The following is a 20,611-nucleotide window of genomic DNA, read 5'->3' as shown; positions in this document are numbered from 1 at the left end:
AGCTCTGTTATAGCTGCTTGAGCATTTTGTGATTCACAAATCTCTGGCCACGTATTTCTACTTCCTGAGTCCGCAGTGGAGAGAAACCCATCCTTTTAAAAAAAGGTTTAGCAGTGATACTTGCGTCCACATATATTTTTTCCAAGTTCAGCTCAATTGCTTTTTCTTCAATCGCCTGATAGAGTAATTTTCCAACTCCACGGCCTTGATAGTCCATATGACAGTAAAAACAATCTATGTAACCATTATCATCCAGCTCAGCAAAGCCTGTAATAATGTGTTGTTTTTCTGCTACAAAGGTGTTTTTACGAGAGCATTCTTTTGTCCAGTTACGAAAGTAGATATCATCAGGAGCCCAAGCGTTGATCTGTTCCCTTGAATAGTCATTACTGTTCACATGGTGTACGGTATCATGGAAAAGCTGGGCAATCTGCGTAATATCGGCCTTTTGAAATTCTCGTACTTCCATTATTGAGGGTGCTGGTTAATACTATGTTTTTTAGAGACCTAGTATCTGTAAGTTGTTTCTCTAGGCAGGATAACCAAAAATTTGTTAAGGGGTAAGGTTTTGAATGGGGTATTATTTTAGCGGTTTTATTTTCATTATTACTAAAATTTGTCAAAGAATGATTTCGGTATACCGTGATTTGCATAACAGTTGCATTAACAGAAAGGAATGATAAATGTCGGAGTGGAGGACCGTATTTTGACAGGGATTCGTACCGGTCTTAATCCTCAAATGTCACTGTTCCTGTGTATATTTATCGTTTAAAAAAATCAATGTTTCAAGCAGGAATACCCAGTATATATATCTGCTTGGTTTTGCCATCAAATGTTCCCTTTCTCCACCTGTAGTTTTCAGTTTCTATACCATGTAATAACTCATCAAAATCATCGAGGGTATAGGTTCTGGCATTAGAAACTGCTCCATCCCAGGCAAAACAGATCGGAATAATGGGGATGATATATGTAAAGACAATCTGTTGCCAAGACATGGGGCGGACCATGGGGGTTATAAAAAACGTCATAATAAAATTGATGGGGAAGGCGATCCACCAAAGCCATATTGGAGTACTGTTATCACTTATTTCAAAAATACAGATCGGTTTACGGTTTGTTTGTGCAGATATTAATATACTTCTCGCCTCATCCGGTTTCATGTGATGAAAGCTTCCAATCATAGTTCTTATCCCATTTAGCTCTCTATCTATTTGTGTTGCATCAACAGGAGTCGTTAGATACTTAATGTTATTACCGCTTTTTGAATTAAGTGCGTTTGCAGTTAACTGATCCGGATACAGATCAGTTAACGTTAGGTTGATCTCTTGTATATCATATCCTTTCTGAAGGATCTGTAGCACTCTCGGCATCGGGCCGCCGCTGCCGGAGCATAGGTCCACAATAGAAGTTGAATCCTCTTTCCTCACTATTGGAGCAAGTAGTTCTGCCACTTTATTAGCAGTACCAAGCAGAGTGTGCATAACGATGATCAATCGATTAGTAGATCTTCGCAACCAGTCCGGGTACCAGTTAAAATCTTCGAATTCGAATAAATGAATACGTTTCATGTTTAAGTACCTATTTTTATCCAGTAGAATTTGTCACATGAAGTATTTTTGGCTGTTATATCGAAGCCAGTATATTTTCCATCATTTATTTCAAGTAGTCAAAGGTATTTACCATCCTATACTTTGGATCTCTGCTCATAAAATCTCTGAAAAATGCTGTATGGCTTGCTCCCATCAGGATAAAGACTCTATCCTCTTTTGTAAGGTCAATACGATTCATATTTAAATACATTCTCAGGTTTCTTTTATAATATTTGGCAGCTTCATCAGCTCCTTCAAAATTACCGTCGGTACCGGCATGAGTGAGCATATCGGTATTAGCAGCAATGAGAAAATCGAGGTATCGATCGCGATTGGTATACTGTAGCTTCTTTAACAGGCTTAAGCTGTCTCGTTTCAGATCTACCGAGGGATAATGTTTTAATGGGTCTTTATAGTACCTGTTGTACCATTCGGGGTCAACCGTATTGTTAATTTCGTGACCGATCCTGTAGTTATATCCCATTTTATGATCAATACCATAAATTCGTTCAGTTCCACTGAGTCTTCCTAACTCATAGGCCAGAAGTTCTATCTCAGATGGATTCGTAAAAACGGTATCAGGATTTTCAACATAGCTCTTGTACTCCTTCTGTATCTGTTTGTTGTACTGTGGTTCCTGTTCAACCAGAATGACGGTTGGGTCAAACTCAGAAAGCATTTCGGCTATCTTATGCACCCGTTCCTGGTTTTTTCGGTCGTGTTCGTCAAATTCTGTTTTATTTGCATCATTGGTGAATCCCATGTGAAAGGTTCCAAAATTGAGGACCGGGATTGTTGGATGGGGCTGATCGTGAGTTGGGGTATTGTTAGCCCTGTTACCGGACTTACTGTTATTACAAGAAATTAGAAAAAAGATGCTCGCTATAAATATAAATACGTTAAAATACCTCATTACACCTGTTCTTTTTTCATAAATGATGATTTAATACTAAGAGCTAAGGTTAATTAATAGATGCTACGATAACAATACCCCTGGGAAGCCGTGATCGGGCAATGATATTGATTGCACTTGAAGGATTGAGCAAACAGCTGAATGAATTCAATGCCTCAATTTTCCACCGTATGACCTAGTAAAGACTTCAATTTAGGTAATCCACTTGTTGGTAAAACGGGACAACCGCTACTACGGCAGAATGAGTTTCATAATGACGTTGAGTAACATTGAAAAGGAGTCCCAGAGATAAATTGCCCGGGTATACGTTCTTGCCTGTTCAGTATTTCTCTATTTCATTTTCAAATGTCGTTACTTGAACCATCTGTATAAAAATGGATCCTAAAAAACTAGTCTGCTTCTATATTATCGTTATTTTCTGGTATTTTTTTGGGATAATACTTTTCGCAAGGTCTCCGAAAGTGACTCTCCACGTAGTCTATGCTCTTGTTCAGGACCAATTATGATATTACCATTCGGATCTATTAAAAACATAGCTGGATATCCGTATACGTTATATTTTTGAATAAGTGGAGCCTGTGATTTTGAATCCCGGGGAATATAAATTTGGGGCCATTGGATATGTTGTTCTTTTAAATATTTGATAAGCCGCTTTTTGTTATCAACAGCAATTCCTATGAATTGCACCTTATCCCCAAACTTTTTGTGTGCTTCTTTTAGATAAGGAGTTTCACTTAGGCAAGGCCCACACCAAGTACCCCAGAAATCCAACAGCACATATTGATCCTGATAATCGTTCAAAGAAATAGGTTGGTCAAATAAATCCTTGGCCTTAAATGTAGGAGCAGTTGTGCCGGGCTTTAAACCTCTTTGGACATAATTTACATTCTCTTTTTCGATAAGAACAAACTGATCAGCTCGTTTAGAATAGCCAAAAATATCAAAGGTAATACCTGCGAGGTTAATTTCATCATTGCGATAATATATTATTCCACCTTCTTTTTCTGTAAATGTTACTTCTGAATTTACTTTACGAAATATAAAACGTTCTTCATATGGATCACTTTTATGTTTCAGTTGAAATACCTTGTACTCTGTACCGCCGACAGAGAACGTTCCTGTATAGTATATCGGTTCAAATTCTTCTCTGGGAGAAAACGGCCCCCAGCCCTCATGTTTGGTAAGATCTACAAAAACGCCCTGTAGATCTTTCTTTTTATTTTGGCCTATAGTACTGGAAACCAACAGAAAGGTCGATAGTAATGATATAAAGATAATGTTTAGGTATCTCATAATGCTCTCCTTTTTAATAGTCCCGATTATATGTATTTAAAAATATGCACACGGTGAATAAGCCGTGTGTCTCTATCCTCAGATTAGTTAAAATGTACGATGGAAACCGGGCAAATCGAAATTGGGAGTTTACGAGAAGTTTTTGGTGGGGTAATGAGTTGGTAATACTGCTACATATGTTGGTTTATTCAAGATGACTTAAAATATTGATGATTTTTCCATTAGGATCTGAAACAAAAAAACGGCGAACACCCCAAGGTTCATCAGTGATGGGGTATACAATCTTGATATTTTGTTTTTTTGCCTTTGCAAACATTTGATCAACATTATCTACTTCAATACTGACATCCGGGTGTGGCACATCCGAACCATCATGGCGGATCACACTGATTTGGGAAGTTGGATTTCTTTCTGATATAAAAGTAATAATCCAATCCATATCCATTGCAATTTTTAGTCCTATAAATTCTTCATAAAATGCGATGCTTTTCTGGGGAGTTTCCGATTCAATGTTGGGGACTATTCTCTTAACTGACATATAGAGTAATTATAATTAAGAATTCTATTATTGTTATAAAACGGTCTTTCTCGATAGGCTTTGTGTTAAAGCATTAGTTATATGGCATGGCTTGATAAGCTTTCTTGGTTTTATCTTATAAAACGCACTTGCGCCTACGACGATGCACAGATGAATGAGAATTATTAAATAATGAATGAAGAACTAAAAAGCTAATCAGGAAACCTGGCTTCGAAATATTTTTGGCCGATAGCGCTAGATGGCAAAGGCAGGGACCACTTGGTTAAATCGCTTATTAAGTCTGTTTTTTAGTTTCTTCTATGTAAGAAGTAATACCTTGATTTATATTTTTTATTGTTTGCTTGTCTACAAAGGGATTGAGAATAACTGTTCGCAGCCATTTACTGTTTCTATAGGTTGGCAAGGAGAAGAAAATACCATGTTTATCAAGTATATACTCTTGTAACCCTTTATTCCATTTGTCCCAAGCTGACGAAGAGATCCATTCTGGCTGGCCCCGAAAACAGATAATATTCATTTCCGGAGTGCTGGCCAACTGTATACAATCAACTCTTTTAAGTTTGTCATGGAGAAAGTTGGTTAGATGATAACTTTCATCAATTAATTGCTGAAAGCCTTTTCTACCGATATGCTGAAATGAAGCCCATAGTTTTAGAATATCAGCATGGCGTGTTCCTTGTAAACTGATTTCCCCCAAGTTAATAAGGTCTTCGTCTTCTTCCATATATGGCGCACCAATGCTAAAATTCTCGACTAATTGGTCTTGGTTTTTAAACAGAACCATTGCAGATGTTTTGGCAACGTACAGCCACTTTTGGGGGTTAAAGGTAATAGAGTCAGCATCGGAAATTCCAGTAAGTTTATCTCTGTAAGTATCGGAAAAGGCTAACGCCCCACCATAAGCGGCATCAACATGATACCACAGGTTTTCTTTTTGGGATACTTGGCCAATCTCTTCAAGTGGATCAATATTTCCTGTAGTTGTTGTACCGGCAGTAGCAATCACACAAAAAGGAGTTTTTCCTTCCTTTCTTGCCTGTTTTAAGGCAGTTTTTAGTTCCTCAACAATCATTCTCGATTGCGAATCGACCGAAATAGCTAGGACCGAATCTTGCCCTAACCCCAACACCATTGCCGCTTTTTGGATAGAAGTATGTGCTACCTCAGAGGCAAATAGTACAGGCTTTTGCGACAATGTCTGAATGCCGCTTTTTTGGGTTTTGAGTTTTGCATTTCTCGCAACGGCCAATGCTTGTAAGTTTGCAAGACTGCCGCCACTGCATAACACCCCTGACGCATTTGGCCCGAGATTAAACAGTTGGCATATTTTGTGTATAACTTGTTGTTCCAATCTGGAAAAAGCAGGCGACATTTCAACACTAAGCATATTATTGTTGACAGATGCCGCCGCAAAATCACTAATCATTGAAGCGGTGGTAGGGGGTGGATCCATATGCGGGATCCATCCGGGATGTGAGGGATTCATAGAGCTTAAAAGTATAGTCTCCAACTGATCAATTAATTGCTCATCACCTATTGATTCTTCGGGAATAGTTTGGGTAGAAATATTAATTTCTTCGGGGATCGCAGAACGAGTGTCTGAAGATGAAATGAGAGAAATAATGCGATGTAAAGCTTTAGACAGGAATTTTTCAATTGATTTTTTATTGAATCCTGATGGATCTATAAAAGCATTAGCAGGTAATTCTTGTTGGTTCATTTCAATAATCTGTTTTGTTTTGCAATTAGTAAGAAAGAATATGTTTTGCCCCTGTGCTTAAACGATATAGGGTTCTAGGCTACATAAAACACTTAAGGACAACAGCCACGAAAGGACCTTCTTGCAGGGGCTTTGCAAAACTAGTCATATCTTGTCACGCTGAACCATGTACTGAGCCTGTCGAAGTATCTTTTTCAGCATCTTATATACAGTTATTAGTCTTAAAACCGAGATCCTGAACTGAATTCAGGATGACATGCCGGGCTTTGCAAAGCTTTCTTGCAGCCTGCCTTGGGATGGTGATTTTTTAAAGCATCTATATAAAACAGCCTTTCAGGTCCAGTTTCTGAAATTGTGCCACCAGTTTGCGATTTTCTTGCCGCCAACAAATAAGCCAGCTCCTAATATTATTTGAATACCTCCACCGAACAGGAGTATTCTTATTTCTCTGAATAAGCGATTAGGAGCTTGTGGATTCATAGCCCGATCATTATAAATATTTCCGACACTATAGCTGAAGGTTTCGAGGGCATTAAAAAAGATCAGTAAGCCCACCGCTGCAAACAAAATAGCTGTAAACTTCTGATAATTATTTATCTGGAGCTGTGGCTCTTCAAAGTTCCCGCTCATTTTTATCGCAATTGCGGGGGCTTTGAAAAATAGTATTGCAGCAGCAGTAATATAAATAAGAAATACAATGAGCATTCCCAGACCGGCAGCATTCACATTTTGGTATTGATCTGTGAAATAAACCGGAAGAAACTGAATATAACCTAAAGCCTGTAGTAAAGCCCAGATAGCAATCAGGCGAAGTCCGGTTGCAGTAAGGTTCTTCATGGGTAATAATGTTAGAGTAGATAGAAATATGCTAATGACCCGCAGATAACTGAGGTGAAACTGAGTTCACAATTTAACAGACAGTAGATGAATTGCAAACAGATCCGCCGCAATTCAAATTTGTAGTGTGTGTATATCAACTTTCCTGTAGCTGTATTTAGCGGTGTTATAATAAGCTGTGGATTATAGTACTTTTAATTTCTCATAGGATGTTCACTCGTGCTCCGACGGGCTACTTTCTATTTACTCATTAAATACTGCAATTAACAAACATCCTCGGTTCATGACTTCCTTTACCTAAGGGGTGTTTAAGTGAGTTTACTATGGATGTCTGCCCACTATGGTCGGCCGAACTCAACTTCTCTGATCTTGAGCTGATCATTTTCGTTACAAATAGTTACGGTGATGGCCTCACTGTAAAGGTCGCCGCTTATGGCAACATAGACCCACCCAAGATCTTCGGGCTGTTTGTTTGGCCAAGACGCCATGTACTCCCCAGCAACGATTTGACCAATGTTCCAATCATCTGTCACGATCACTTCAAACTTATTTTGCATATCCTCTAATGAGGTGCTGTGTTTATAACCGGTGGCGGTCATGGTATAAGCAGTCCCATAGTCTTGTGATGCCAATTTTCTTGCAAATTCGATTGCAAAGTTTTTCTGTTGTTGTACAGTAGAATCCATAGCGCAGTTTAGATTAGACACCGGCGACCGGCGTATAAGGATGTGGGGATTATACCTTTATTATCGAATGAAAATGTGAAATTAGCAACACCTAAAATTAAAGGTATATTTGCGTCCCTTTGTTTATGTGCTTGTTATACTATTACTTTAGTTGCAGTCATTATATTTCAAAGTTGTGCGCATTTGACAGGTATATGAGGTGCAAAGTAGTAAGAACGTAATAGGGGATATGGAAAAAGGACTGATGAGGATGAAAAAAAGAGCTCACTCATCATACTGCTTATCGGTAATAGTCTAATACCCCGGCTGCTAATTTTTTGTACTTTTTGTTATCGGTAAGTATCGAAGAGTAATAGAATGTTCTTATCGTCTTTTCAACATCAACCTCTTTTTCTGTACCTAAAAAAGATTCGCCACCCGGATAAACTCGAGTATTTCCATCCGTAGATATTTCACCACTCGCTAAAATTCTTGATTCTTGCCATTTTGTTGCACATGCAAGACGTCTTGCCAACAAATCCTTTGAGGAATGAGTTGCAGGCAGAATTGAAAACAGTTCTAATCCAAGTTTAACTGCCACCCCGTTATAGCTGCTATCCCATCCTCCATTTTCAATAAAATATCCTTCCTCTCGATTCGTAGAGCTAAGTGCGAGATTTAGAAAATCAATTCCCAGTGATTGAGCTTTGGTATTTCCGGTATATTTCCCCAAGGTATAAAATGCAATGGCATCGAAAAGTAATCTGTTCGGAGCATCAGCATCTGTTTGTCTCAATATATTTTCATGGTCCATTAAGTAGGTTAATGTTTTGTCTATATTTGACCTATATGACTCAAGGTCATGTTTAATCTGAGGGATATCATTCTTATTGACAAACCAGCCTGATTCTTCTATTGCATTAAGGCTAATGCCCAGAGAATAACCGAAAAAGGCAATAGCACTTACAGAATCACCTTTCGTTGGTGCATCTATAGCTGGGACATTTGTTACATTTTTTGGCAGAATTAATTTGTAACTCCCGTCTGGATTTTGATGATCAAAAGCGTATTCCAAAGTTTTAATATACTCCTGCAGTGCGTCTGTTCTTTTATTTCTGATTGCTATATCAGCCAATTTAGACATGCCCATCTGGAATCGTACGCTAAAATAACCCTCTTTATTTCTTGATAATGCTCCATTTGAGTCAGGTCGCTCAGTTGTCTGTAACAACAGCTTATTGTCTATCCCATGAATTATGTCTTCATAGTTTAGATTCTTGTTCATCTTTATATCAGCACAGCCCGTAGGCTTCATTTCCTGGTTGCTACCATAGGAGGTTATCAATATTGATGCCAATATTATATAAGTTGATAGCATATTCATTGTTTATTCTCTTGTCAGTTTTTTGTTTCATGACCAGAATATCATTGGTAGAACATCCCAATACACCAAAACGAGGCATAGCTGTAAGAGTGCCCCAAGTCCTAAATAATCGAATTTATTCGCAGGTTTATTTTTTATCATCAAGACAATAGAAATCAATAGCACAATGGGTATCATTCCGGTGAAGGTAGCGAGGGATATACTTGCAGCTGTTTTATTACCAAATTCCAAAAAGTGCTGGTGGAAGTAAAGGTAGGCAGGGACAGCAAATAAAACTATGTTTAGATACGGCAAAAGCAAAGCAGTGGGAATAGTGCGCTTTCTATGGAGGACAAGCCAAGTGCCACGAAGAAGAATATATACCAATCCGAGCAATCCCAATATTAACCCTACCCAATTGATAAGCAGTAAAAAGGGTGAAGCCTTTTGATACGTCTTCAGGCCATTGCTCAGCTTTATTCCTTCTTCATTTGTGATAAATATATGCGAGGCCAACTGCCTGTTTGTATCCCGGAATAATGTTGTGTTTATTGCTTCGAGTCTGCGTTCAGGCTGTTGCAGCGACCTTATTACAAGGTACCCATTTTGTTCACTGAGCCAAATAGAGTTAAACATCCAATCAAGCCAAGCAAATTGGGCCATATTGTTCGGCGAAAGTACATATAGCCCGGTATAATCAGATAAATCCTTTGGCACGGATGTTGTTTTGACCTGCTTCACCGGCTTTACTTCCAACTGCTCAATGAATAGTTGATTAAATCTTTCATAGTCTGCTTTTTCATTATCCGTGTTGATAGCATAAAAAAATGCTTTATCCTCTTCCGGATATAAACACAGATATGCCCTGAAACCAAAGGTCGTTCCGGGGTGGCAATAGCTCAATACACCATGGCGATCTCTCGAAGCTAAAGCAAGGCCATGTCCGATATCAAGCCCTTCCTTAAATGCTTTTGTGGATGATGGTTTACCGAGCATTGCCATAAGTTCTGGCGAAATAAAGTGCCGCTGATTGATGGTACCATTTCCCAGCATGAATTCGAGTAGTCGCAGCATATCAGGGGCGGTAGTGGTAAATTGTCCCGCCGGACGTAAATAAATTGGCACAGACGGTTGTGGTACTCCTTGTTCAAGATACCCCATAGCCAGCCTTGGGTCTTCTGCTTGGGTTATAAAATGAAAGCTGCTGTTGTTCATACCAAGCGGTCCAAGCAGTGATTGCTTCAGATAATCTTCATAAGGTTGTTTCGTTACTGTTTCGATGATCATACCCAGTAAGGTATATCCCATATTGGAATAAGAATACTGGTTACCTGGTTTTGTTCGCACTTGTAATAACTCATCATGGGATGAGGTAAAGGCGTCGCTAAGTGGGGTGTCCGGTGTAACTTTTGTATTGAGGAATTGCCACATCCGAATATTATCAAGCCCGGCAGTATGTTCCAATAGGTGCTGTACCCGAATTGGAGTCGCACCACCCCATGAATTCTGCCAATTGAGCGCAGGCAGCAGTTTTTCAACGTTGGCGTCCAGGGCAAGCCGGCCTTCTGAAATCAGTCTTAACACGCCCAGTGCCAGGACGGTCTTGGTCACAGAACCAACATTAACTTTGGTATCAACCGACATTTCAATACCGTTGGCAATGTTAGCCATCCCAGCCGCACCCATTATAGGGCCGTCATGACTGTAACCTGACCATACAATTCCTGTTAACTTTTGCTCCGCAAGTAGTTTACGGATTTTATCATCGAGCTCGGACTCATTAGTTTCTGCTTTCAAGGGCTGCAGTATAAATAACAAAAGAAGTGTAGCAGTAAATATTTTCACAAGGAAGCTGAGAAGATTGATAAATTAACGATCTTGGACATAAACTGCGCAAGGATGAATATTGATCTGTTGAATAACGATCAGAAGTGAAAAAACTAATAGCGACAATTATAGGTTAAACAGGAATTATTGGAATGATAATATGCTGTTGAATTGATGAAAAGGAAAAATGGGAGTATAAAAATTACTCTTTCCATGGAGGAGTAATTATAAGTATTTGTCATGTTGGTTTAGAGAGTAGAACAATTTCACAACTGGGATACTCCTTTTAGAGAAAATAGTTACGATTCCTTTTAGTTATTTGAAGTTATAACATACCGATTTGGTGGTCCACTACGCCAAAGTAGCTAAGCGACCTGGTTTGGATTTCAGTAGATTTTGCCGGGCCAAGAAGAGAGGTGAATCCAAGTTTTATTATTGAGGCCGGTCGTCAGACTTGTCCCACAGGAGGGGAGGCAGGGTTACAGCGAGATATTTAAAAAAGAAATAAACGAACAAGCAGATGAGACCGCATTGGACATCTTGTCCATGTAATCCCGTTTCTTTTGAGCTACAATAGGTTTCTTTTTCGCCTATAGGAGTAGATACCAATTACAGCAATAACGAAAATGAAAAATAAGGGCTCATGGAATCCATTAAAAGACCAATATTTATAACTGCATTATCTATAGCTGGCCTGTTATTGGCCGTGGGATGTGCTTCAACAAAAAAAGCCACCATTGCTACAGCATGGAACCAATCTGTTGACTGGCAACTGTTTACCAGCGCGGAATTAGTGGGCGATGCTTACGCAGTATTACAAAACGAGGAGGACCTGCTGATTCTTGAAGATCGAAAGGGAGCGGCAGTTGTAAACGAAGTGAGGAAAAACAGTGGCGGAGTTTTTGCAGCATTTGGCAAGGCGATAAAGGAATCAGTACAAAATCCATTATCTGCAAAAAATGATGTGAGCATAAGATATTGGCATAAGTTTTTACCTGGATCAGAGGTTCTTCTTCTGTTCGATCGAAGCAAAGATGAGGGAACCATCCGGGCCATACAACCTGCTGACGGTACCGAGAAATGGACCTCCACCCAGCTACCCTGGAACCTGGAGAAGTTTCGTGATGAGGCGAATTTTGCTGTAGAGTTGCTTGCCCAATCCTCACTCCAGACGGCAATGGGGGCCGATGTACTCACGAATGTTATGCTTCAGACACGTGCTATTGACGGCATGATTGCAGAGGTGCCCGGAAAGAATGCTTTCTTATTCCGTACAGTAGATGGTAATTTCCAGATGATCGATACTGATACCGGCAAGAAGCACTGGGAGACAGAAGATATGAGTAGTACTGGTATTGCCGCGGTAACCTACCTGGAGGGAACTAATCAGCTGCTGGTAGCCGGAGATATGGCCGGACTTAAAGATATTATCAAAAGTGCAGACGCCCAGGAGACCATGAAGCAGCTCTACCTGTTTGATGCCGACACCGGTAAGCTACAGTGGGCCACCAAATACCTGGGACGTGAGGAGCAGGTCCGAAGCATTAAAAAAGTTGATAACCTCGTGCATATCAGCTTTTATGGAGGTTCTGTAGAACTGTTCAATTCCGACAAGGGGACGCGAAATTTTGGTACTCGTGATAGCAACATGATGGGTACAACACGTACTGCAAGTGCAATGGGGGGCGAATACGGTATAATGGAAACCAGAGATACGGCTGAACCACAATTTGAAGGAGATTTTGTGTATGCTGTGAACCCTGCCGGAACACGAGTCGTTGGTATGCCCGACAAAAAAATCACCAAATTTAACTACCGCACGGGTGAAGTGGTATGGGAAAGCCCGGTACTGGAAAAGACGCCGGATATTCGTGACCTGTTAGTTCGGGATGATGTCGTACTTGCCAGAATATCGATGAACACTCCTGATGAGGGGTTGGGCGTTAAAGGAAATATTGTAGGTGGTACTAAAGAGCTGGGAATGTATGCTTTTGACAAGGATACCGGGAAAGAGCTCTGGTCTTATACTGAGCCATTTTCAAAGCATATCTCAAACGTGATTTACGGGGATAGGGAAGGATGGGCTGCTGGCAAAAATTCAGTCTTCAAGTTTGACCTGAACAGCGGAGAAGTGATGGCAGAGAGTACCCTTGAAGATCCGGATGTGGGCACCATCTATATGCTCCATGAGAAGGGGACAAACGAGATTTTGGTGAGAGGTCAAAACGGTTTTGCAATGATCGGTAAAGACAGTCTTAAGGCAGAATATGGGGCCGAATATGCAGGCCGACTGCAAACTTACCGGCTTGATGACCGGTACTATTACGCCATGACCGAGAAACTGCTTTCTGAAAAGCAGACGTTATATGTGTATGATCTTAAAGCTAACCGAAAGGTCACAGCGTTTACCCTCGAGCGCCCGGAACAGCGGATAAGAGGCAATATTTATAATATGGGATATGCTCCATTAAGAAGATCCCAGCTACTGATGACAATAACTCCAACGGGGCTAAAGAGCTACCGGATGGAGTAATTTTTTCCGTTACATAGTGCCAACAAAAAGCCCTGTCGTAAATTACAGACGGGGCTTTTATTTGTTCCAGCAATGTTGAGCGTATCTCAAAATATGGTTGAATATTCCAAAGCCTGCTCTGTTTGGCCCTTTTTTCCAAGACAGCAGGCAAGTTATTTAGGTCGGCCCAAACCTGAAATATCCCATAGATCTTCCGGATTCATCTCCTCCCATAATTCTTCATTTTCGGAAGAACCGTGCTCAAGAAACTGGTTTTTTTCTGCTTGGTCTATCGAATTAAGTAGTTGCAGTATTCGCTTGCGGAGCCCGGTATCGGAATACTGTTTACATACAAAGCTTTCTCGCTTGTTTTTGGGCAGTTCCAGTGCTTCATCCAGCACTGATTCGATAAAATCCCATTGCCGCGGTTCCATAGGGGAGAGATGTAGTTTGGGTTTAAGCTCTTATTATTACAGGCGGAAATAACAGTCTAGAGAGGTCATTTAGAGGTGATATCACTTCGCAGCCGGTGGTATAGCCAGCCTTTCGCTTTTTTCCAGTCACGTTTGACGGTTGCCGGGGATATATTTAGGGCCTTTGCAGTTTCATCGATCTGCATCTCTCCGAAATAACGGCACTCAACCACTTGTGCTAATCGTTCGTTACGATCAGCCAGTTCATCTAGGGCCATATCCAAGTCAATCAGCCACTTGGCCTGTTTGTGAGCAGAAAAAAGGTGATCAAGATAGGTGAGAGGCTCTTGCTTTCCGCCCCGTTTTTGAGAGTTCTTCTTGCGGGCATAATCGATAAGAATACGTCGCATACAGCGGGAGGCCACAGCATAAAAATGGGCACGGCCTTGCCATTTTAACTGGTTGATATCAACCAGCTTGATATAGGCCTCATGAACCAGATCAGTTTTGGAAAAGGTGTGTCCCAGCGACTCTTTATTCATCCGCATACCTGCAATGTTACGAAGCTTATTGTACACAAGCGGCATCAGCTTGTCATATGCAGCATCGGGATTATCTGTGGATTCTCTCAGAATAGCGGTTATCTCATCCATTTAATTACGTCTCCATTTTTGTTGAGCTGGTAGTGAGCCTCTCTTGCGTTTATTTTGCGCCTAGTATAAGTAGAAGCCCGAACTATTTGCGAGATGATTTGAATCAAATACTACAAATATGCAACAATAAAAAACAATTTGAAAATACCTAATCATCATGCTGTTCTATATAACATGAACCCAAACAAGAAAACTATGAAGAAGTTACTATCTCCAATAATTTTTCTATTAATACTCCTTACAGTAGCATTCACAAGCTGTAAGAAGGCAACTTCAAGTGAAGAAGCACCGCCCGATATAACGGGCATTCAACCTGAAAGCGGTCCCGTCGGGACTGCTGTAACGATCAACGGGAGTAATTTTAGCACATCGCCAGCCTCAAACAGCGTATCCTTTAACGGTACAGCGGCCGAGATACAATCTGCTACGACATCTCAAATTAAGACAACCGTGCCGGATGGCGCTTCCACCGGTTCTGTAAGCGTATCGGTAGCAGGGATGACGGCCCAAGGCCCGGCTTTTACTGTTGAGGAGCAATCACCCGGCATTAAAGCTATAAATCCTGAAAGCGGGGCGGTAGGTACGGAAGTGGTCATCACTGGAATGAACTTTAGTGTAACTGCTACTGAGAACAATATCACTTTTAATGGTACAAATGCCGTAGTAAAACAGGCATCGGAAACGGAGCTGGTTACAGAGGTACCCGACGGAGCCACAGATGGGCCTGTTAAAGTGATTGTAGACGGGAAAACTGCTACCGGCCCAACAGACTTTGATGTTATAACGGAGGGTACACTCGAATTTATCGTTCAAACAACTGGTGAAGATAAAGACCAGGATGGTTATATGGTGACTCTCACCAATGCGGGTACCGGCAAAAGTACTGCCAGCGAGGATACCGTTTATTTTGAGGATCTATCGCCAGATACCTATACCGTTGAGCTTACCAATATGGCTGATAATTGTGATGTGAGTGGATCCAACCCCAGGGATGGTGATGTGGCAGCGGGAGATACTACCAAGGTAGCGATGGAGGTGATTTGTACATCAACGGGCGGTACTGAAAATGATCTGAGCAAAAAGATTGTGTTTGTGGAAACCCATTCCGGTACCGGTAATCAGGCACTCTACGTGATCAATCCTGATGGTACCGATAAGCGGCTGATTAGGCGAGATCGTGATAACAACCTGCTGCTGCCTGATATCTCTCCAGATGGAACGCAGTTGATTTATCAGATGAATCAGAATAGTCCTTCTGTGTGGAAAGTCAATGCCAATAACTCCGGCAATACCAAACTGGCCGATAATGCGAGTACTCCGGCATGGTCTCCCGATGGAAAAAAAACTGCGTTTGTCCGTTCGGCTAATCTTGTTTTGATGGATGCAGATGGTAGCAATGAGGTTGAAATTACCGATAAAACAAATACCGATGGCGTTGAGAGCCCGGCTTGGTTCCCTGATGGCAGTAAAATTCTCTTCCGTTGTGACCAGGGATTTGGCGCCGCCGCCACCCAGCTTTGTACAGTTAAAGTAGACGGTAGTGATTTCCAACAGTTGACAAACGATAGTTACGCCTATCGTGAACCAAGTATTTCTCCCGATGGTTCTAAAATAGCATTCCATGCCTACCTGGATGATAACACCGGCTACAAACCACGTAAAATTTATGTGATGGATGCCGACGGAAGTAATATGACGCTGTTGGTTGACGAAGAGTCGTACCACCCGACGTGGTCACCGACCGGATCCTATATCGCTTTTCATGGTAAATATGACAGTGACGGTGATACCTACCTGTCCTATATCATGCCCGACGGGTCGAATAGAAAATGGGTGCCGGGAGTTCAACTATATAAGATGACAGCCGGTGGGGCACCTATGCCGGGCGGCAACGGCGGGCCGGACTGGGGAACACCCAAATAAAATCGCTGATTATAGCTCCATTCCTAAACTGCTGCACCCTCGCAGGATGCAGCAGTTTTTTTATGTCGAAATATTTCTAGTACTGCGATCTTCAGGTAACGGTCTGCCTGATATTTTCCTTTTTGAAGGGATTGGGTTTTTGAATCATTAAGTAAACTGCAAGGGCGTTACGGATAGTTTTCCAGCAGCGCTATAGCCCCGGATGAAAGGTTGGGATAGTTTCAATCGGTGAAAAGTACGGTTGGAGTGATGGTTAGTGAACCGCTGCATACGCGATCCATACGTACGATGATGTGAGAGGCGCACTCCGCTCAATCTTGGGCGGAGCCGCCTACTCGATTATTAGCCTTAATCAGTCTGAATTGCCAAAAGACCTACTACTGAAGGATAAAGAAATTCCTTACAGCTTTTCCTTCGGATCGGGTGGCCCGCTATGGTATTCCCAACCGGGTGGTTGGGAACGAGGTTAAGCGGAAGCCAATCCCGTCCGCTGGAATTATTTATTAGGCCTCAACTACATCTAGATACAAACTATTTTTTCATCCCAAGTTTCTTTAGGATGAAACCAGCCGTCGACGTAGCCCTTTGTGTAAAGGCAATTCTTCTTCACATAAAAACAATACCGCACCTCTTCGACGCCAACACTTACTTTGTTACAGTATTCACCGTCCGAAAGATCTATTTGTAAGTGTTGTATTTGAACTCCGGCTACTGTAACTGTGACGTCTAAAATTCCAGATTTGCAGAATTTCCCCTTGACGCTCAATATCTTGATGTCAAAGTTGAAATTTACGCAATCTGAAACTGTTTCCTCAGTCTCGATGCTTTTTTGTAAGAATTCGCCAAGATCACCTTCTAACTTTTCCATAATTCTCTCCTTAATTTGGCACAATGGGTTTTAAGTTAGACCACCTGTGTGCCTTCATGTGGACTAACCTGTTTTTGATGAACGTTTCATCACCCGTAAAAAAATATCTTTCATCCTGAATATCACCACACAGACATGTGAAATTCCATTATATCAACCCAAAAAATCGGCTGACTGAAAATGTTATTGGACTTTTTTTGTGATGAATGGCTCAGGGCTTAAGCGGCGAGAAGACCAACGTTATTGAGCCGAAAAACGCAAAATTGTCCGATTAAAGACATTGTTATATGACTAGAAGGATTTAAGGATTTTTTAGCTGGTCTCGGGCATTCTCTAAATGTTTCTTAGCCTGTTTATCGCTGCTGAGATTCAGATTTATAGATCCCTCTCAAAAAAATCTATTAGTTGATCCGTTTTCTCATATCCTAAAAAGATATTGGAACTACAGGGATTGTTGGATCCAAATAAAAAACGTTTCAATATGGCGGAATTGTGCATAACCGACGCAAGGTTTGCCATGAATTCGATTGCAGTTTAGTTGTTGGTACCAAGAAAACAAAAAGGCACAGGCCTGCCCGCTGATAACGACATTGCGCATAAGGTGCGTGCAGCTAGGCGTTGATTTAAAAACAAAATGTGCTACAGAAATTTAGGAACTAAAAATTGGTAGGGTAGTCTAATAAATGCGCTGGTTAGGCCCAGCACTATTCTTTAATATATTTTCTAAGTTCTAAATCCTCGATAAAGGTATAGTCTTTCTGGTTCTTAGAAATCAATTCGATTTCGTGAGTTATGGAGGTAGATGCAATGAGCATGTCAGCAATCAAAACACCATGACTAAGACGGTATTCTTTGAAGAGTTCAACAGCTTTCGTTGAAATGCTCACAGAAAGTTGCATAATCTTAAATCGTTTTAAGAAGTTCTCCAGTTGTTTGAACTCCTTTTTGTTTTCGCAACCGACCATCAATTCCATTTGTGTCACAACACTTATTGAGAGAATATGGTCTTGTTGTAGGTCTTCAAGTGTTTTAATGGCTTGCGTAATACCACGACTGACATCAATGAGAATATCTGTGTCAACAAGAATAAATTGGTCAGCCATAACTTAGCGTTTAGTCCACTGGGTTTGGCGTTGTTTCTTTACCCAAGCTGAACTATTGCTTAAATCAGAACGATCTTTCCACATCCCGACAAAAGAACTTTCAGAGATAGGTTGCTTTGTTTTTTTAGAAGTGGATTTGACATACTGATCATATAAGAACTCTACAAAGTCATTAGCTTCTTTTTTTGCTTCAGGAGGAAGTTTATCAAATTTGTCTAAAACTGGCTTCTTACTCATATCGGTATTATTTAATTCAACTATTAATTAAAAGTAATAAAACAACGCCAAAAAGCAGAAAATCTTTTATTAAGCTTACCAAGAATTGAAAGTTGAGTGGTGGGCCTAACGACATTGCGCATAAGGTGCAGGCAAATGAATGTTAATTTATTAAATAACAAACGGAGAGTTAAAAAGCCAGAAGTTGGCAGTGGCCTGCTCACCGAAGCTTTGGTTTTGAAGCGTAGGTGAGCGAGGCACGTCCCACTTGAATGCTATGACTTTGTCAAGTATTATGCTGCATTTTTTTGCCGATCAAAACGAGACTCATAATCCTGCTGGTACGGCTGGCCGCTATTCCAGATGGCGCAGATAATTTTAATCATTTTATTGATCAGATTATTGCGAACCACTGGCCACGGTTTCCCCTCATCGAGTTTGCGCTGTTTATAACGGGCAAACCGTTCGTGGTGATGGCTTACTGATCGGGCCACCATGGTCATACAGCTCCTCATCTGACTATTGCCATGTCCGGAGGAACGGGTCCGACCTCGTACCGAAGTGCCGGAGCGGTGACCGTGCGGGGCAAACCCAAACCGTGAGGCAATCTTTTTGTGATTGAGGGTTTGCTGTCCATAAAACAACGTAAGCCACAGCCAGGCGGTGACGTTTCCTATGCCGGGGATGCTTAGCAGCAGCTGGTAATATCGATTCAGTCCCTGATGAGTGGTAATAAGCTGGTGGATCTGATCTTCCAGTTGTTCAATTTGTTGTTTATATAGCTGCAGTTGTTGCTGCCACTGCTCCTCGAGCAACGCAGAGGGTACCTGGGCGTGGGTGGCTTGTTGGCTGCGATTTTGGGTGGCACTGCGTGCGGCAATTACCCGCTGTCGTTCCGCGTAGAGCTGGTGAAGCCGCTTAACACGCTCTTGAGGGGGCGATGCCAGGGTGAGCTTATCAGCGTAGCGATCGCCATACTCGGCCAGCAGGCGGGCATCAAAGCGATCGTCTTTGCGATGGTGCTCCGGGGCAACGTTCTTGGCTGCAGTGGTTTTAAGCAGGGCGCATTTCCAGCCCCGACGGGTGAGGCTGGCCAACAGACGCTCGCTGTAAATACCGGTATTTTCAATACAGATGATGGTGTGCTGTTGGGGGCAGTTGTGGGAGCTTAGCCACCGATGTAATCGCTGAAAGCCCTCATCGCGATTGGTCCACTGGCTGTATTCCCCTCGGGGACGCAGCCAACAGTCGATGGTATCTTTTGAGACGTCGATGCCCAGGAAAAGCTGATAGGGAGTAGGAGTTGTAGTATCCATAACAAATGCTCATCTTATTCATGGTATGCTGATAATACCAGCACTGTATTACGGAACCTGACTCTATTAAATGCCTGGGAGTAATCCCGGCTGGAATGCTATTTAGGTTTTGGTAATACCATCGGCGGGAGGACTGACTGGGGCGTTAGGCTCTAGGCCTTATGCGCGGGCTAGCTTGTCTCCCGCCGTGCTGGTATTGTTAAATATGAGAGATGGTTTTGCACATCTCAACTTGGTAGGGTAGTCTAATAAATGCGCGGGTTAGGGCAAGTTATTAACTTGAATTAAGTCTTTTAATTTGGTGCGAAATTTTATCTAACTCCTTGTCAAGCTTCTCATAATATTTGTCGAAATCTTTACAGGTTTTTTCGACCTCTTCAAACCTAAATTTCCCGTTTTCAATAGTTGATACTTTAGGAGGAGCATCTTCATAAACCGGAAAATATTCAACACCTTCTGGACCTGCATCGACATCAACGTCAACGATTGCATAGTCTTCCAACAATCTATCGGAATGAGCAATCATATTTCTTTTACTCATTAGGATAAAACACCATTTCCGAAAATCACTATTCACTTTGATGTCTTCTTTTCTAATAACATATCCAAGCAGCTTAAATTTTTTAGCTAGAGAAATAAATGAATTGTTAAGAAGTATCTCACTTATAAAAAAGCTCTTAGATGAATCGATATAACTGGATAGAATATTTTTAACTTTTTTTTCAATGAGGCTGCAGTTTACTATGACTTCAGCGGCAGATTTTTTTACTTCATCTAGATCAATATTTGACATAAAAGCTATTAAAATTTGGAAATTGATTACTTGCCCTAACGGATGGCGCTACAGCTGCAGGCGCCGGAG

General features: G+C 41.4%; 19 protein-coding genes. 2 read left to right on the top strand and 17 right to left on the bottom strand.

Annotated elements, in window-relative coordinates:
• Window positions 1–7: 7 nt before the first annotated feature.
• The 10 genes from G3569_RS06735 to G3569_RS06690 all read right to left on the bottom strand — a co-directional run bounded on the left by G3569_RS06735 (window position 8) and on the right by G3569_RS06690 (window position 10,715).
• Window positions 8–469, bottom strand: coding sequence for a GNAT family N-acetyltransferase (locus G3569_RS06735; RefSeq protein WP_165267379.1), 462 nt, complete (start codon window positions 467–469; stop codon window positions 8–10).
• Between the two features lie 316 nt (window positions 470–785).
• Window positions 786–1,568, bottom strand: a complete 783-nt coding sequence (locus G3569_RS06730; protein WP_165267377.1) for a hypothetical protein — start codon at window positions 1,566–1,568, stop codon at window positions 786–788.
• An 85-nt stretch (window positions 1,569–1,653) separates the two neighbouring features.
• The gene (locus G3569_RS06725; RefSeq protein WP_205720062.1) at window positions 1,654–2,352 is read right to left on the bottom strand and encodes a DUF5694 domain-containing protein; all 699 of its coding nucleotides are present in this window, start codon (window positions 2,350–2,352) and stop codon (window positions 1,654–1,656) included.
• A gap of 561 nt (window positions 2,353–2,913) precedes the next feature.
• Window positions 2,914–3,795, bottom strand: a complete 882-nt coding sequence (locus G3569_RS06720) for a TlpA family protein disulfide reductase (RefSeq protein ID WP_165267373.1) — start codon at window positions 3,793–3,795, stop codon at window positions 2,914–2,916.
• 184 nt (window positions 3,796–3,979) lie between these two features.
• Window positions 3,980–4,333 carry a VOC family protein gene (locus G3569_RS06715; protein ID WP_165267371.1) on the bottom strand — a complete coding sequence of 118 codons (354 nt, stop codon included), beginning with the start codon at window positions 4,331–4,333 and terminating at the stop codon, window positions 3,980–3,982.
• Window positions 4,334–4,607: 274 nt separating this feature from the next.
• Window positions 4,608–6,053 (bottom strand): pyridoxal phosphate-dependent decarboxylase family protein, encoded by a 1,446-nt coding sequence (locus G3569_RS06710; protein WP_165267369.1) that lies wholly within the window; start codon window positions 6,051–6,053, stop codon window positions 4,608–4,610.
• A 333-nt stretch (window positions 6,054–6,386) separates the two neighbouring features.
• On the bottom strand, window positions 6,387–6,890 hold the full coding sequence (locus G3569_RS06705) for a hypothetical protein (protein ID WP_165267367.1): 504 nt from the start codon (window positions 6,888–6,890) through the stop codon (window positions 6,387–6,389).
• Window positions 6,891–7,228: 338 nt separating this feature from the next.
• On the bottom strand, window positions 7,229–7,576 hold the full coding sequence (locus G3569_RS06700; protein WP_165267365.1) for a hypothetical protein: 348 nt from the start codon (window positions 7,574–7,576) through the stop codon (window positions 7,229–7,231).
• 280 nt (window positions 7,577–7,856) lie between these two features.
• A complete protein-coding gene (locus G3569_RS06695) occupies window positions 7,857–8,840 on the bottom strand; it encodes a hypothetical protein (protein WP_205720061.1) in 984 nt (327 codons plus the stop codon).
• Between the two features lie 126 nt (window positions 8,841–8,966).
• Window positions 8,967–10,715 carry a serine hydrolase domain-containing protein gene (locus tag G3569_RS06690; RefSeq protein WP_205720060.1) on the bottom strand — a complete coding sequence of 583 codons (1,749 nt, stop codon included), beginning with the start codon at window positions 10,713–10,715 and terminating at the stop codon, window positions 8,967–8,969.
• Window positions 10,716–11,388: 673 nt separating this feature from the next.
• On the opposite strand from G3569_RS06690, the gene G3569_RS06685 reads away from it, so the two are divergent.
• On the top strand, window positions 11,389–13,278 hold the full coding sequence (locus G3569_RS06685; RefSeq protein WP_165267359.1) for an outer membrane protein assembly factor BamB family protein: 1,890 nt from the start codon (window positions 11,389–11,391) through the stop codon (window positions 13,276–13,278).
• A 152-nt stretch (window positions 13,279–13,430) separates the two neighbouring features.
• On the opposite strand, the gene G3569_RS06680 is transcribed toward G3569_RS06685, so the two are convergent.
• Together G3569_RS06680 and G3569_RS06675 are read right to left on the bottom strand one after the other, a co-directional pair.
• A complete protein-coding gene (locus tag G3569_RS06680; RefSeq protein WP_165267357.1) occupies window positions 13,431–13,691 on the bottom strand; it encodes a hypothetical protein in 261 nt (86 codons plus the stop codon).
• A 65-nt stretch (window positions 13,692–13,756) separates the two neighbouring features.
• Entirely contained in the window at window positions 13,757–14,323 is a 567-nt protein-coding gene (locus tag G3569_RS06675) for an ECF-type sigma factor (protein ID WP_165267355.1), read from the bottom strand.
• Window positions 14,324–14,518: 195 nt separating this feature from the next.
• Between G3569_RS06675 and G3569_RS06670 the strand changes: the two genes are divergently transcribed.
• Window positions 14,519–16,246, top strand: coding sequence for an IPT/TIG domain-containing protein (locus G3569_RS06670; RefSeq protein ID WP_165267353.1), 1,728 nt, complete (start codon window positions 14,519–14,521; stop codon window positions 16,244–16,246).
• Window positions 16,247–16,766: 520 nt separating this feature from the next.
• Here G3569_RS06670 and G3569_RS06665 read toward each other — a convergent pair.
• The 5 genes from G3569_RS06665 to G3569_RS06645 all read right to left on the bottom strand — a co-directional run bounded on the left by G3569_RS06665 (window position 16,767) and on the right by G3569_RS06645 (window position 20,542).
• Window positions 16,767–17,114 (bottom strand): hypothetical protein, encoded by a 348-nt coding sequence (locus G3569_RS06665; RefSeq protein WP_165267351.1) that lies wholly within the window; start codon window positions 17,112–17,114, stop codon window positions 16,767–16,769.
• A 704-nt stretch (window positions 17,115–17,818) separates the two neighbouring features.
• A complete protein-coding gene (locus G3569_RS06660; RefSeq protein ID WP_165267349.1) occupies window positions 17,819–18,217 on the bottom strand; it encodes a type II toxin-antitoxin system VapC family toxin in 399 nt (132 codons plus the stop codon).
• Between the two features lie 3 nt (window positions 18,218–18,220).
• Window positions 18,221–18,454: a DUF2281 domain-containing protein gene (locus tag G3569_RS06655; protein ID WP_165267347.1), complete on the bottom strand. Its 234-nt coding sequence runs from the start codon at window positions 18,452–18,454 to the stop codon at window positions 18,221–18,223.
• A 272-nt stretch (window positions 18,455–18,726) separates the two neighbouring features.
• A complete protein-coding gene (locus tag G3569_RS06650; protein WP_165267345.1) occupies window positions 18,727–19,749 on the bottom strand; it encodes an IS110 family RNA-guided transposase in 1,023 nt (340 codons plus the stop codon).
• A gap of 274 nt (window positions 19,750–20,023) precedes the next feature.
• Window positions 20,024–20,542: a hypothetical protein gene (locus G3569_RS06645; protein WP_165267344.1), complete on the bottom strand. Its 519-nt coding sequence runs from the start codon at window positions 20,540–20,542 to the stop codon at window positions 20,024–20,026.
• Between the last annotated feature and the right edge of the window lie 69 nt (window positions 20,543–20,611).

Origin of the sequence: Fodinibius halophilus (assembly GCF_011059105.1) — a bacterium.
Classification (GTDB): Bacteria; Bacteroidota; Rhodothermia; order Balneolales; family Balneolaceae; genus Fodinibius; species Fodinibius halophilus.
The sequence above is the reverse complement of the archived record's forward strand: the minus strand, read 5'-3'. Positions and strand labels throughout refer to the sequence as shown.